A 12895-nucleotide genomic window follows, 5' to 3' on the forward strand; every position below is an offset into this window, starting at 1 on the left:
CAGGCCTATCCCTGCCGCATGGCGTTCAACCACGGTGCCCTCGATGCGACCCTTGCGGCTGCGGCCGGCGACGATGCCGTGCTGCTGCGCGAGCTGCGCAGCGCCTTCCTCGAGAGCGCGGCCAAGCAGCTCGATCTGCTGAAGCGCGCCCGTTGCGACGGCAACTGGCACGTCGCGGCGATGCGCCTGAAGGGCCTTGCCGCAAGCTTCCACGCCGACGACCTGCTCCAGGCCGCCGAGATCGCGCTTCACGCCGCCCCGGGCGAGCCGATGGCGATCCGCGAGGTTGAAGCGGTGCTCGCCCGCTTTAACCGCGCCCACAGCCGCGATCCGAAGTTCCGCTGATCCGCCGCGCCGGGCCGCGCATGGGGGCAACCCCGCGGCTCCCGCTTGAACCGCGCCGCCGAAACCGCCAATCCCTTGTTCTCCCCGCGGGAGAGAGAAGGGAAGGGTGGAGCCATGCGCATCGGTCTGATCGCCGCGCTCCGGCGAAGCGATGACGGCACATTGCGCGCCGCCATGCCGCTTGCGGGGCGCAGCGTGCTGGCCTGGCAGGCGGCGCTGCTGACGGATCTCGGGGTCGAGCGGGTGCTCTGCCTGACCGAAAACCTTGCCGCCACCGACGACATCCTCGGTCTGCAGCAGGCCCTCGAGGCGGGCGGGGTGCAGTTCCACGCGCTCAAGGGCTTTGCCGCACTGCCCGCCCTGGTGCGGGCGGAGGACGATCTCGTCGTCCTGCTCGACGGGCTGGTTCCCGATCCGCAGGTGGTGCGCGCTGTCTTCGGCGGGGGCGGCGAGGACCGCCTGAGCCGCGCGGTGGCCACCATCTCCGCCGATCATCCGCTGGCCGTGAGCCGCCCAGAGGATTTCGAGCGCATCGACGCGAGCCGCCACTGGGCGGGCGTTCTGGCCATGCGCGGCGCGCCGGTGCAGCACCTGTCCGATTTCCCCGAGGATGCCGACGCCATCTCGCTGCTGCTGCGCCTTGCCCTTCAGGCCGGAACACCGACGCGCGAACTCGCCGCGCGCGAACTGGTGCCCGAGAGCTGGCTGCTGGCCGAGAGCGCGACGGCGGTCGAGCGGCACGAGGCAGACCTCGTCGCCCGCGCCGCCCCCGTTTCGGACTGGCGCGCGCCCTCCGCCTCGCTCGCGGCGATGCTGGTGCGGGCGCTGGTTCCGCGCGGTCTGGCGCAGGGCGGGCTGGTCGCCGGGAGCCTAGCGCTGGTGGCGCTCCTTGCAGCGGTGATGCTCGCCGCCTTCGGCTTTCCGGCGGCAGGCCTCGCGCTGGCGGCAGCCGGAGCCTTCGGCGCCGAGGCCGCACGCACCTTCGGCGCTCTCGCCGCACGGCTGCTGCGCGAGGACCGGACGCCGCGCGGCGGGGCGGTTCTGGGGGCTGCGGCCGACGCGCTTGCCGCCGCCACTGCGTGGTTCGCCCTCGCGCCCTGGCCCGAATGGCAGCCGCTCGCCGTGCTCGGACCGGTGGTCGTCGGCCTTGCCCGCGCCGTCTCACGCCCGCCCGCCGCGAACCTCGCGACCACCGCCGCCGACCGGCCCGCGATGCTCCTCGTCCTCGCTCTTGCCGCCGCCTTCGGCCTTTTACCCGAAGCGTTCGCCTGTCTCGCCTTGGGGCTGGTCGCAGCTTTGCTGCTGCGCCGCTGACGGGATTGATCTAACCCGTCCTTAACTATGCCGGCGCTAGGCCGGATGCGACAATGGGCGAAGAGACGATGGACCTTGCCGCCGACCAAGCTGTCGAGGCGATCCTGCGGGACGAACTCGCGCGGGAAGCCCGCGCGCTGTCGGCTGTCGTCCCGGTCCTGCGTCACCTGCTCGGATCGGAAGCCCAGGCCCTTCTGAGCGAGGCGATCCTTGCCCGTGTGCGCGGGATGATCGCCGATCTCGCCGCCCAGCTTATCGCCGCAGAAGCCGGCCACGATCCGGCGACCCGCGCCATCGGCGGGGATCCGCTCGCGGCAGAAGCCCTTGCCGATACCCTGACGACCGATGCGGCGCTGCTCGCCCATTGCCATGCGCTCGCCGCCGAAAGCCTTGCCGCCGAGCGCCTGCACCAGCGCCACGCCATCGACCCTGTGCTGAGCCCGCTGCTGCAGGAGCTGATCGCGTCCGAGGACACCGCCGTCTCCGCGCTGGCGATGGCGGCCCTGGCCGCGCAATCGCGATTCGTGCAGGGCCAGCGGCGGATGGAGCTGCCGCTCGGCGAGCTACCCGCCGAACTGTTCCACACCCTGCTCGCGCGGCTGCCGGAGGGGCCGGGGCGCGCAGGGCTGGTGGCGGCGTATGACGAGGGCGCCTCGCGCCTCGGCCTGATGGCGCGACTGGTGGCAAGCCTGCGCCGGGGTGTTGTTGCCGCGCAGGCGCTGGATCACGCGGGATTGGCCATGTTCGCAAGCGCGCTGGCGGTGACGACCCCCACGCCCCGCGGCGCGGCGGTGCTGGCCTGTCATGAAGGGCAGGGGATGCGCTTTGCCCTGCTGCTGCGCGCCGCGGGTCTCGCACCGCCGGCGATCGAACGCCAGTTGCTGCTGGTCGAGCCCGCCGGCCGCCTGCCGCGCATGCTCGCCGCCGTCTCGCCCGAGCGCGCCGCCGCGCTGCTCGGCGGCGAGCAGGGCGGGTGATGAACAGCATGGACCGCACCGACAGCCTGCTCGGCGCCTATGGCCTGACCGACGCGCGCGACCGGCTGCTCAGCGCCGATGCACCGCTCGCCGAGTTGCAGGAGCGTTGCGGGGGCGATCTGCCGGGGACGCTGGCGATCCCCGAACTGCTCGCGCTGGTGCAGCAGGCGCGGCGCATGGGCCTCAGGATCGCGCGCGGCTTTTCCGCCTATGACGGCGATGCCGAGGTCTCGGGCTTCGCCCGCATCCATCCGATCGCCGAAGACGACGGGGGTGGCTGCGAGGTGCTGGTGGAGAACTGGCAGCGCAGTCCCGTGACCTCGCCGAACCCGCGCGAATTCGCCGATCGCATCGATTCCATCGACCGGGCCACAGCCGAGGTCAGCGCGCGGCTCGACGCGCGCCAGCAGGTCCAGGTGCTGAGCGCGCGCGCCCGCGATGCCGCCGCGCTCGAGGCCGCCGCGCGCGCGACGCCGGGGCGGGTGTGGAGCGACCTGATCGAGCTGACCGGCATCAGCCACCACCAGCCGCTCCACTGGCGGCTGCTCGACGGCGCGGCCTGCCGTCTGCCCGGCTCGGCGCGGCACTGGCGCGCGCGGCTGATCCCGCTCGGGTCCGACCTGCACAACCCGCAAGGCTTCGAACTGCTGCTGATCGCCGAGGAACCGCTCGCCGAGGCGCCGCCGGCCGACAGCGCCAGCGAGGCGCCCGAGACCGCGACGACCCGCCTCGTCGGCACCGCGCTCGCCCCGGTGCTGCGCCAGCCGGTGGCGCGGATCATCGCCAATGCCGAGACCATCCGCGCGCGCCTCGCCGGGCCCTTGCGCGAGGAATACAGCGAATATGCCGGCACCATCGCCAGCGCCGGCCAGCACCTTGCCGCCATGCTCGATGACCTCGCCGATCTCGAGGTGGTCGAAACGCCCGGCTTCAGCACGGCGCGCGAGCCGGTCGACCTTGCCGATGCCGCCACCCGCGCGGCCGGCATCCTCGGCGTGCGCGCCCAGCACCGCGAGACGGTGCTGGTGGTCGAGGGCGAGCGCGGGGCGGCGGTTGCCACGGCCGAGTTCCGGCGCGTGCTGCAGATCCTCATCAACCTCGTCGGCAACGCCATCGCCTATGCCCCGGCGGCGAGCACGGTGACAATCTCGGCTTGTGCCGCAGGCGAGGGACGGGTGGCGGTGACGGTCGCCGACGAGGGCCCGGGTATCACGCCCGAACAGGCGGAGCGGATATTCGACAAGGGCGAGCGCCTCGGTCGCGACAGCGACGGCGGGCGCGATAAGGGATCGGGCCTCGGCCTCTACATCTCGCGCCGGCTTGCCGAGGCGATGGAGGGGAGCCTTACGGTCGGGAGTGCGCCCGGCGGGGGGGCGGTGTTCCGGCTCGAACTGCCGGCCGCCTGATCCGCACCGCTCAGCGGCGCGCGCGCCAGACCGCAAGCCAGATAAGAGCGGCGCCCGCAAGCGCCGTTCCCGCCCCGCGCCAGGCCCAGTCCCCTTGTCCGAGCATGAAGCTGTCCGCCGGCCAGTGCAGCACGCCGGTGCCCTGCAGCACCCAGATAAGACCGAGGGCGACAAGGAACATCCCTGCCGCCCTCAGCATCAACATCGCTTTTCAGCCTCTCAGCGCGCGCTGAGCGGCACGTAGTCGCGCTGCGTCGGTCCGGTGTAGAGCTGGCGCGGACGGCCGATCTTCTGGCCGGGGTCGCTGATCATCTCGTTCCACTGCGCCACCCAGCCTACGGTGCGGGCGAGGGCGAAGAGCGCGGTGAACATGGTGGTCGGGAAGCCGATCGCCGAGAGGATGATGCCCGAGTAGAAATCGACGTTCGGGAACAGCTTCTTCTCGATGAAGTAGGGATCGCTGAGGGCGATCTCCTCCAGACGCAGCGCGGTCTCGAACAGCGGATCGTTGACCTTGAGCGCGTCGAACACCTCGCGCACGGTCTTCTGCATCACCGTCGCGCGCGGGTCGTAGTTCTTGTAGACGCGGTGGCCGAAGCCCATCAGGCGGAACGGATCGTTCTTGTCCTTGGCCCGCTCGATGTAGTGCGGGATGCGATCGGGGGTGCCGATCTCCTTCAGCATGTTGAGCGCCGCCTCGTTCGCGCCGCCATGCGCCGGGCCCCACAGGCAGGCGATGCCCGCCGCGATGCAGGCGAAGGGATTGGCGCCCGAGGAACCGGCAAGCCGCACCGTCGAGGTCGAGGCGTTCTGCTCGTGGTCTGCATGGAGGATGAAGATCCGGTCCATCGCGCGCTCGACGGCCGGGATCACCTCGTATTCCTCGGCCGGAACGCCGAAGGTCATGCGCAGGAAATTGCCGGTATAGGACAGGCGGTTGTCCGGATACATGAAGGGCTGACCGACCGAGTACTTGTAGGCCATCGCCGCGATGGTCGGCATCTTGGCGATCAGGCGGTGCGAGCTGATCTTGCGGTGCTCGGGATCGGAGATGTCGGTGCTGTCGTGGTAAAAGGCCGACAGCGCGCCGACCACGCCGCACATGATCGCCATCGGGTGCGCGTCACGGCGGAAGCCCCGGTAGAAGGTCATCAGCTGCTCGTGCAGCATGGTGTGGCGGGTGATGGTGTAGGTGAAGTCGTCGAGTTCCTGCTTGCTCGGCAGTTCGCCGTTGAGCAGCAGGTAGCTGACTTCCATGAAGCTCGAATCCTCGGCCAGCTGGCCGATCGGGTAGCCGCGGTGCAGCAGCACGCCCTCGTCACCGTCGATATAGGTCAGCGCGCTCTCGCAAGCGGCGGTCGAGGTGAAGCCGGGATCGAAGGTGAAGGCCCCCGTCTGCGCGTAGAGCTTGCGGATGTCGATCACGTCGGGGCCGGTGCTGCCTTCGAGCACGGGGTACTCGTAGCTCTGGCCGCCGATTTCGAGTTTCGCCGTCTTGTCTGCCAAGATCTGTCTCCTGTCCTAAATCCCTGTTTGGCGCTCTGTGCCCGCGCAGCCTGCCTCAGGCGGCCTGCGCTTCGAGCCGGGCGAGCGCCTCGTCCCGGCCCAGGAGGACCAGCACGTCGAAGATACCGGGTGATGTCGTCGTCCCGGTCAGCGCCGCGCGCATCGGCTGCGCCAGCTTGCCGAGGCCCAATCCCTGCTCCTCGGCGAGCGCCTTCGTAGTGGCTTCCAGTGCCTCGCTTGTCCAGTCGTTTTGCGCTGCAAGTGCGTTGCAAACCGCGCGCAGGATGGTGCGGGCGTCGCCTTCGAGCAGGGCCTGCGCCTTATCGGTCATTGCGAGCGGGCGCTTGGCGAAAAGGAATCCTGCTCCTTCAACCACTTCGTTGAGGTTCTTCGCGCGCACCTTGAGCACCGGCATGGCCTGCGCGAGAAGCGCCTCGTCCGCGTTCTCGCCGATCCGCGCGGCGACCAGCGCGGCAAGGCGCGCGTCGTCCGCCTCACGCAGGTAGTGGCCGTTCAGGTTCTCGAGCTTTTTCATGTCGAAACGCGAGGGGCTCTTGCCCACCCCGTCGAGGTCGAACAGCGAGATCGCCTCTTTCCGGGTGATCTCCTCGCGGTCGCCGTGGCCCCAGCCGAGCCGCAGCAGGTAGTTGAACAGCGCCTCGGGCAGGATGCCAAACTCGTCGCGATAGGCCTCGACCCCGAGCGCGCCGTGGCGCTTGGAAAGCTTGGCCCCGTCGCTGCCGTGGATCAGCGGGATGTGGGCGTAGACCGGATCGGGCCAGTTGCCCTCGATTTCGTTCATCGCGCGGATGATCGGGAGCTGGCGGAAGGCGTTGTTGAGGTGATCGTCGCCGCGGATGACGTGGGTCACGCCCATGTCGTGATCGTCGACCACCACCGCGAGCATGTAGGTCGGCGTCCCGTCGGCGCGCAGGATGATGTAGTCGTCGATTTCCTCGTTCTTCACCGTCACCGCGCCCTGGACGCGGTCGTGGATGGTGACCTCGCCCTCGGTGGGCGTCTTGAGGCGGATGACGAAAGGAGCGCCTTCGGGGGCCTCAGCAGGGTCGCGGTCGCGCCAGCGCCCGTCGTAGCGCAGCGGCTTCTTCTGGGCGCGCTGCTCCTCGCGCATCGCCTCGAGTTCCTCCGGGGTGGCGAAGCACTTGTAGGCGTGGCCCGCGTTCAGCAGCTGCCAGGCGACCTCGGCATGGCGCTCGGCACGGTCGGACTGGAACACCGGGGGCGCGTCGTAATCGAGGCCCATCCAGTCGAGCCCCTCGATGATCGCATCGATCGCCTCCTGCGTGGAGCGCTTGCGGTCGGTGTCCTCGATGCGCAGCAGGGTGCGTCCGCCGTGGTGGCGGGCATAGAGCCAGTTGAACAGCGCGGTGCGCGCCCCGCCGATATGCAGGAAGCCGGTGGGCGAGGGCGCGAAGCGGGTCACGACTTCGCCGGCGGGGCTGTCGGCGGGGGTGCTGCTTTCGCTTGCCATGGGCGTTGACTTCCTGTTCATTTCGAGCGGTTTGGGCCTTGACCGGGCCGATCGGGGGCGAGCCGATGCGCGATGTGCCGATCATACCGATGGGGGACGATCCGGGCGGCGGCGAGGCCCCCGGAGAACCTCGCCCGCGCCCTTGGCAAACCCTTCGCGGCTTGTCCAGCACCGGCAGGGGTGGGGGCTGGAGCGGGCGGGGGCTGGATGCGGCCGAGGGGTTCCTCGCCGCAGCCGGGTTCGACCGGGCACCATGGCTGGCGGTGGTCTTCGCGGGCGGCATCCTCGCCTGGTTCGCGCTGCCGACGCCGGCGCACTGGATCGCGGTGATGGCCGGCGGAGCGGGGGCGGCGCTCGCCGCATTGGCGCTCTGGCCGCCCGGCAGCGCGGCGGACGAAACGCGGGCCAACCTGCGCACGGCGGTGGTCGCCTGCGGGCTGGTCTTGGCGCTCGGCGTGGCCGTGGTGTGGGCGCGCTCGGCGATCGTCGGCGCCGCGCCGATCGCGCGGCCCGCGGTGATGCCCATCGAGGGGCGGGTGCTCGCCCGCGAGGACCAGCCCGCGGAAGGCCGCCTGCGGCTCACCCTCGCGATGCGCGAGGCACCGGACGAGGCGGCGCGCAAGGTCCGGATCAATGTGCCGCTCGCGGCGCTCGGGGAGGGCGGGCCGCCCCCCGGCCTTGCCGAGGGCGCGGTTGTGCGGCTGCGAGCAAGGCTGATGCCGCCGGCACACCCGATGCTGCCGGGAAGCTACGACTTCGCGCGGGCCGCGTGGTTCCAGGGGCTCTCGGCAACGGGGACGATGGTCGGACCGCTCGCGGTGATCGCTCCTGCCCCCGGGAGTGGTGGGATCGCGGCGCTGCAACGCGGGCTTGCCGACCATGTGCGCAGGCAGGTGGCGGGGTCGCCCGGAGCAATCGCGGCGGCCTTTGCGAGCGGCGACCGCGGCGGGATCGCGGCGGCGGACGAGGCGGCGATGCGGGATTCGGGGCTTACCCATCTGCTCTCGATCAGCGGGCTGCATGTCAGCGCGGTGATCGGCGCGGCCTATTTCCTCGCCTTGCGGCTGCTCGCCCTATGGCCTTCGCTTGCCTTGCGGGTGCGGTTGCCGGTGGTGGCAGCGGGGGCGGGGGCGCTCGTGGGGGTGGGCTATACCCTGCTGACCGGCGCCGAGGTGCCGACGGTGCGCAGCTGCGTCGCCGCCCTGCTGGTGCTCGGCGCGCTGGCGCTGGGGCGTGATGCGCTGTCACTGAGGATGGTGGCGCTGGCGGCGGGGTTCGTGCTGCTGCTGTGGCCCGAAAGCGCGATCGGGCCGAGCTTCCAGATGAGCTTTGCCGCGGTGCTGGCGATCGTCGCGCTGGCGGGCTGCGCGCCCGTCCAGGCCTTCCTCGCCCCGCGCGAGGAGCCGTGGTGGGCGCGGGGCGGGCGGCGGGTGGTGATGCTCTTCGTGACCGGGGTGGTGATCGAGCTCGCGCTGATGCCGATCGTGCTGTTCCATTTCCACCGCGCCGGCGTTTACGGCGCGCTCGCCAATGTGGTCGCCATTCCGTTGGTCACCTTCATGGCCATGCCTCTGATCGCATTGGGACTTCTGCTCGACACGCTGGGGCTGGGAGCGCCCGTGTGGTGGCTGGTCGCGCGCGCGCTGGAGCTGCTACTTGCCATCGCGCATCTCACCGCCTCGCAAGCCGGCGCGGTGCGGCTGATGCCGCAGATCGGCGGTCTCACGGTGGCGCTGTTCGCGGCCGGCGGGCTGTGGCTCGCGCTATGGCGCGGGCGGGTGCGACTTGCCGGTCTGCTGCCCGTCGCTGTCGCAAGCTCGATGGCGGCGGCGACCCCGATCCCGGACGTGCTGGTGGCGGGTGACGGGCGGCAGGTGGGGATCACGATCGAGGACGATGAAGGAAACCCCCGCCTGCTTGCCCTGCGCGACAGCCGTTCGTCCTACACCCGAGACAACCTGATGGAACTCGCCGGCGTCGCGGCCGAGCCCGTGCCGCTGGCCGAGTGGCCGGGAGCGCGCTGTTCCTCGGCCTTCTGCACCGTGAGCCTGAAGCGCGGGGGGCGGGAACGGGTTCTGCTGCTGGGGCGGGGGCGCGAGCAGGTCGAGGAGCGCGCGCTTGCCGCTGCCTGCGCCGAGGCGGACATCGTCGTGGCCGAGCGGTTTCTCCCACGCTCGTGCCGTCCGCGCTGGCTCAAGGCGGACCGGCGGTATCTGGAGCAGACGGGAGGCCTCGCGATCGACCTCGCGAACGAGCGGATCGCCACTGTCGCCGCGAGCCAGGGCGAGCACGGGTGGTGGCGGGGCGGCAAGGAACGGGTAGGAACGCCGCGCCCCGAAGCCCGCGTCGATGCATCGGCCGGTCAGGCAGCACCACAAGCAGCAACAACCGGGCGATGAAGCGGCAATGACATCGGCACGACATCGCCTTGGGACGGCACTCGCCGGGCTACGACAGCATGAAAAAGGGGCGCCGTAAGCGCCCCTTGAACTCCAACAGGTTCAAAGCCATCCGGCCCGGATCGCCTCAGTGATAGCGCCGCAGCAGGCCGGCGAGCTTGCCCTGCACCTCGACCTCGTCGGGGCGGTAGTATTGCGGGTCATAGGCGGCATTGGCCGGATCGAGCCGGACCTGGCCGCCCTCGCGCCGCAGATACTTGAGCGTCGCTTCCTCGCCGCGCACCAGCGCGACCACGATCTCGCCGTCGCGGGCGGTATTGGTGCGCCGCACCAGCGCGAAATCGCCATCGAAAATGCCGGCCTCGACCATCGAATCCCCCGAGACCTCGAGCGCATAGTGCTCGCCCGGGCCGAGCAGCGCGGCCGGAACGGGCAGGGTCGACTGGCCTTCCAGCGCCTCGATCGGGGCGCCGGCGGCGATGCGGCCGTGGAGCGGCAGCTCGATCACGTCGTTCGCCGCCTCGGGCGCGCGGGGCGCGGGCGAGGGCATGGCCACCACATTGTCGCCGGCCGGCGCAGCACGAGAGGGCGTCGTGTCGCCCGGTTCCCGGATCACCTCGAGCGCGCGCGCCCGGTTGGGCAGGCGCCGCAGGAAGCCGCGTTCCTCGAGAGCGGAAATCAGCCGGTGCACGCCCGACTTGCTCTTGAGATCGAGCGCCTCCTTCATTTCCTCGAAACTCGGCGAGATCCCGGTCTCCTCCAGCCGCTGCTGGATGAAGACGATCAGCTCGCGCTGTTTTGCCGTCAGCATTGGTCAAGTCTCCTGTGGTCGCACCCACGGTGCGCCGGTCAGAGCGCACCATGCCAATCCCTTGCGTGCGCCAAGAGGCACCCCGAACAGGTGCGTTGATTGCACTGGCCGCCCGCCATTAAGGTGAACGAACAAGGAACAATTAGGAAACTAAATTGCCCGAGTCAAGCGCGCCCCGCAGCAAACCCGCGCAATTCAGCCATTCTGGAGGCGGAACACCGGAACGGGCGCACCCGCGGGGACGGGCGGGGCGCCGGCGGGGCGGTCGATCAGGCAATCGGCGGCGGCCAGCGCGGAGAGCGCCGAGGAATCCTGCGATCCCGCAAGCCGCACCGCGTCCCCCTCGCTCACCGCCCGCAGGAACTCGCGCCGGGGGCCGACGGCGGGCAGGGGCTCGCCCGCCCGCAGGATGACGGGGCGGGGGAGGGGATCGGGATCGCCCTGGGCCGCCCGCACCAGCGGCAGGGCGAAGAGGAAGGCGGTGACGAAGCTCGACACCGGATTGCCCGGCAGGCCGAGGATGACCTGATTGCCGCGCGTGGCGACCAGCAGCGGCTTGCCCGGCTTGATCGCGATCTTCCAGAAGGCGATCCCGGCCCCCCAGTCGGCGAGCGCGGGCTTGATCAGGTCGTGGTCGCCGACCGAGGCCCCGCCCGAGGTAACAAGGATGTCCGCGCCCTCGGCCAGAGCCAGCGCCCCGGCCAGCGCCTCGCGCTCGTCGGGCACGGGGCCGATGCGCGTGACCTCGCACCCCAGCGGCGCGAGCATGGCGGCGATCATTGCGGCATTGCTGGCGGGGATCTGGTGGGGGAGGCACCGGGCGGGGTCCGGCGCCAGCTCGTCGCCGCTGTCCATTACCGCCACGCGCACCCGCCGGGTGACGGGGAGCGTGCCATGCCCGCCCGCGAGGGCCAGCGCGAGGCGGGCGGGGGTGAGCCGCGAGCCCTTCGCGAGCAGCAGGTCCTCGGCATGGAAATCGAACCCGCGCGCGCGGATGTGCCGGCCGGGCGGGGGCATGTCGGTAGCGATGATCCGCCCGTTCTCGTCGGCCGCGTCCTCCTGCAGCAGCACCCGGTCGGCTCCCGCCGGCACCATCGCGCCGGTCGAGATGCGCACGCACTCGCCGGGGGAGAGGACATCGCGGAACGGCGCGCCGGCGCGGCTCTCGCCGACCAGCCGCCACGGCCCTTCACCGGGGGCGAGCGCATAGCCGTCCATCGCCGAAAGGTCGGACGGGGGCTGGGTCCGCGCGGCGCGCACCTCCTCGGCAAGCACGCTCCCGAGCGCGGCATCGGCGGGGACGGTCTCGGAACGGAGCACGGGTGCGAGGGCAAGCAGGCGGGCCTGCGCGTCCTCGAGACCGAGCGGCGCGGTCATTCGGGCGCAGTCCAGTCGCCCGACTTGCCGCCCGACTTGGCGATCAGGCGCACGGCGGAGATCACTATCCCCTTGTCGAGCGCCTTGGCCATGTCGTAGATTGTGAGGAGTGCGATGGAAACGGCTGTCATCGCTTCCATTTCCACCCCGGTCTTGCCCGTGAGCGAGGCGGTGGCGACGGCGCGGATGGCGCTTTGCTCGTAATCGAATTCGATGTTCACCGCCTCGAGCCCCAGCGGGTGGCACAGCGGGATCAGCTCCCCGGTGCGCTTGGCGGCCATGATCCCGGCGATGCGCGCGGTGCCGAGGACGTCGCCCTTGGGGGCATTGCCGGCGCGGATCGCGGCGAGGGTTTCAGGCCGCATCGCGATCCGCCCCTCGGCGACCGCGCGGCGGGCGGTGGCGGGCTTGCCGCCGACATCGACCATGTGCGCCGCGCCGTCCGGTCCGAGATGGGTAAGCCCGCTCATGCCGCCTGTTCTGCCCCGAGCAGGGCGCGGGTGGCACTGGCGATATCGTCAGCGCGCATCAGGCTCTCGCCGACGAGGAAGGTGCGCACGCCCGATGCGGCCAGACGGGTGAGATCCGCATGGGTGTTGATCCCGCTCTCGCCGACCACCAGCGTGCCCTCGGGCATCAGCGGGGCGAGGCGCTCGGTGACGGCGAGCGAGGTGGTGAAGGTCTTGAGGTCGCGGTTGTTGACCCCGATCAGGCGCGATTGCAGCACGCGGGTGGCGCGTTCGAGCTCGGCCTCGTCATGGACCTCGACCAGCACGTCCATCCCCAGTTCGCGGGCGGCGGCCTCGATTTCGGCCATGAGGGCGTCGTCCAGCGCAGCGACGATGATCAGGATCGCATCGGCTCCGATCGCGCGCGCTTCGAGGCACTGCCAGGGATCGACCATGAAGTCCTTGCGCAGGACGGGGAGGGTGCAGGCGCTGCGGGCTTCGATCAGGTAATCCTCGTGGCCCTGGAAATAGGGCGCGTCGGTCAGCACCGAGAGGCAGGCCGCACCGCCGGCCTCGTAGGCCGCGGCGTGCTCGGCCGGGCGGAAGTCGGCGCGGATCAGGCCCTTGGAGGGGCTGGCTTTCTTGATCTCGGCGATGAGGGCGAATCCCGAGGCGGCGCGCGCGCGCAGGGCGGCCTCGAACCCGCGTGGGGCGGTCTGGATGCGCGCGGCGCGGGCGAGCTGGTCGTCGCTGATCGCCAGCTTGCGGGCGGCGACGATCTCGCGCTTGGCGGCGCAGATTTCCTCGAGCTTGTTCATC

The 12895-nt window shown here is 71.0% G+C and carries 12 protein-coding genes; 5 read left to right on the forward strand and 7 right to left on the reverse strand.

Annotated elements, in window-relative coordinates; genetic code table 11:
• The first annotated feature begins 18 nt into the window (after nucleotides 1–18).
• The 4 genes from ACMX37_RS07415 (at nucleotide 19) to ACMX37_RS07430 (ending at nucleotide 4042) form a co-directional block, all read left to right on the forward strand.
• Nucleotides 19–345 (forward strand): Hpt domain-containing protein, encoded by a 327-nt coding sequence (locus tag ACMX37_RS07415; RefSeq protein ID WP_088914400.1) that lies wholly within the window; start codon nucleotides 19–21, stop codon nucleotides 343–345.
• A gap of 114 nt (nucleotides 346–459) precedes the next feature.
• Entirely contained in the window at nucleotides 460–1659 is a 1200-nt protein-coding gene (locus tag ACMX37_RS07420; protein ID WP_483148212.1) for a hypothetical protein, read from the forward strand.
• A 53-nt stretch (nucleotides 1660–1712) separates the two neighbouring features.
• Nucleotides 1713–2636 (forward strand): hypothetical protein, encoded by a 924-nt coding sequence (locus ACMX37_RS07425; RefSeq protein ID WP_483148213.1) that lies wholly within the window; start codon nucleotides 1713–1715, stop codon nucleotides 2634–2636.
• Nucleotides 2636–4042 carry a sensor histidine kinase gene (locus ACMX37_RS07430; protein WP_483148214.1) on the forward strand — a complete coding sequence of 469 codons (1407 nt, stop codon included), beginning with the start codon at nucleotides 2636–2638 and terminating at the stop codon, nucleotides 4040–4042. Before ACMX37_RS07425 ends, ACMX37_RS07430 begins: the two co-directional genes overlap by 1 nt.
• A gap of 10 nt (nucleotides 4043–4052) precedes the next feature.
• Here ACMX37_RS07430 and ACMX37_RS07435 read toward each other — a convergent pair whose 3' ends face one another.
• The 3 genes from ACMX37_RS07435 to gltX are packed head-to-tail and all read right to left on the reverse strand — an operon-like array spanning nucleotide 4053 to nucleotide 7040.
• Nucleotides 4053–4223, reverse strand: coding sequence for a hypothetical protein (locus tag ACMX37_RS07435; protein ID WP_483148215.1), 171 nt, complete (start codon nucleotides 4221–4223; stop codon nucleotides 4053–4055).
• 38 nt (nucleotides 4224–4261) lie between these two features.
• Nucleotides 4262–5548: a citrate synthase gene (locus ACMX37_RS07440; RefSeq protein ID WP_483148216.1), complete on the reverse strand. Its 1287-nt coding sequence runs from the start codon at nucleotides 5546–5548 to the stop codon at nucleotides 4262–4264.
• Nucleotides 5549–5603: 55 nt separating this feature from the next.
• A complete protein-coding gene (gltX, locus tag ACMX37_RS07445; RefSeq protein WP_483148217.1) occupies nucleotides 5604–7040 on the reverse strand; it encodes a glutamate--tRNA ligase in 1437 nt (478 codons plus the stop codon).
• 65 nt (nucleotides 7041–7105) lie between these two features.
• Here gltX and ACMX37_RS07450 point away from each other — a divergent pair, with 65 nt between their 5' ends.
• Nucleotides 7106–9439: a ComEC/Rec2 family competence protein gene (locus ACMX37_RS07450; RefSeq protein WP_483148377.1), complete on the forward strand. Its 2334-nt coding sequence runs from the start codon at nucleotides 7106–7108 to the stop codon at nucleotides 9437–9439.
• 127 nt (nucleotides 9440–9566) lie between these two features.
• On the opposite strand, the gene lexA is transcribed toward ACMX37_RS07450, so the two are convergent.
• From lexA to trpC, 4 genes are all read right to left on the reverse strand, one after another.
• Nucleotides 9567–10250 carry a transcriptional repressor LexA gene (gene lexA / locus ACMX37_RS07455; RefSeq protein WP_483148218.1) on the reverse strand — a complete coding sequence of 228 codons (684 nt, stop codon included), beginning with the start codon at nucleotides 10248–10250 and terminating at the stop codon, nucleotides 9567–9569.
• A gap of 195 nt (nucleotides 10251–10445) precedes the next feature.
• Nucleotides 10446–11627 carry a molybdopterin molybdotransferase MoeA gene (locus ACMX37_RS07460; RefSeq protein ID WP_483148219.1) on the reverse strand — a complete coding sequence of 394 codons (1182 nt, stop codon included), beginning with the start codon at nucleotides 11625–11627 and terminating at the stop codon, nucleotides 10446–10448.
• Nucleotides 11624–12097 (reverse strand): cyclic pyranopterin monophosphate synthase MoaC, encoded by a 474-nt coding sequence (moaC, locus tag ACMX37_RS07465; protein WP_483148220.1) that lies wholly within the window; start codon nucleotides 12095–12097, stop codon nucleotides 11624–11626. The genes ACMX37_RS07460 and moaC overlap by 4 nt, the downstream gene beginning before the upstream one ends.
• Nucleotides 12094–12894, reverse strand: coding sequence for an indole-3-glycerol phosphate synthase TrpC (trpC, locus tag ACMX37_RS07470; protein ID WP_483148221.1), 801 nt, complete (start codon nucleotides 12892–12894; stop codon nucleotides 12094–12096). The genes moaC and trpC overlap by 4 nt, the downstream gene beginning before the upstream one ends.
• Nucleotide 12895: the final 1 nt, after the last annotated feature.

Source organism: Porphyrobacter sp. THAI-01a (assembly GCF_056868655.1).

Excerpts from the sequence above, each read along its gene's own strand:
- ACMX37_RS07415 (WP_088914400.1), top strand. The coding sequence starts at position 19 with ATGGCGTTCAACCACGGTGCCCTCGATGCGACCCTTGCGGCTGCGGCC.
- ACMX37_RS07420 (WP_483148212.1), top strand. The coding sequence starts at position 460 with ATGCGCATCGGTCTGATCGCCGCGCTCCGGCGAAGCGATGACGGCACA.
- ACMX37_RS07425 (WP_483148213.1), top strand. The coding sequence starts at position 1,713 with ATGGGCGAAGAGACGATGGACCTTGCCGCCGACCAAGCTGTCGAGGCG.
- ACMX37_RS07430 (WP_483148214.1), top strand. The coding sequence starts at position 2,636 with ATGAACAGCATGGACCGCACCGACAGCCTGCTCGGCGCCTATGGCCTG.
- ACMX37_RS07435 (WP_483148215.1), bottom strand. The coding sequence starts at position 4,223 with ATGTTCCTTGTCGCCCTCGGTCTTATCTGGGTGCTGCAGGGCACCGGC.
- gltX (WP_483148217.1), bottom strand. The coding sequence starts at position 7,040 with ATGGCAAGCGAAAGCAGCACCCCCGCCGACAGCCCCGCCGGCGAAGTC.
- ACMX37_RS07450 (WP_483148377.1), top strand. The coding sequence starts at position 7,106 with ATGCGCGATGTGCCGATCATACCGATGGGGGACGATCCGGGCGGCGGC.
- lexA (WP_483148218.1), bottom strand. The coding sequence starts at position 10,250 with ATGCTGACGGCAAAACAGCGCGAGCTGATCGTCTTCATCCAGCAGCGG.
- ACMX37_RS07460 (WP_483148219.1), bottom strand. The coding sequence starts at position 11,627 with ATGACCGCGCCGCTCGGTCTCGAGGACGCGCAGGCCCGCCTGCTTGCC.
- moaC (WP_483148220.1), bottom strand. The coding sequence starts at position 12,097 with ATGAGCGGGCTTACCCATCTCGGACCGGACGGCGCGGCGCACATGGTC.
- trpC (WP_483148221.1), bottom strand. The coding sequence starts at position 12,894 with ATGAACAAGCTCGAGGAAATCTGCGCCGCCAAGCGCGAGATCGTCGCC.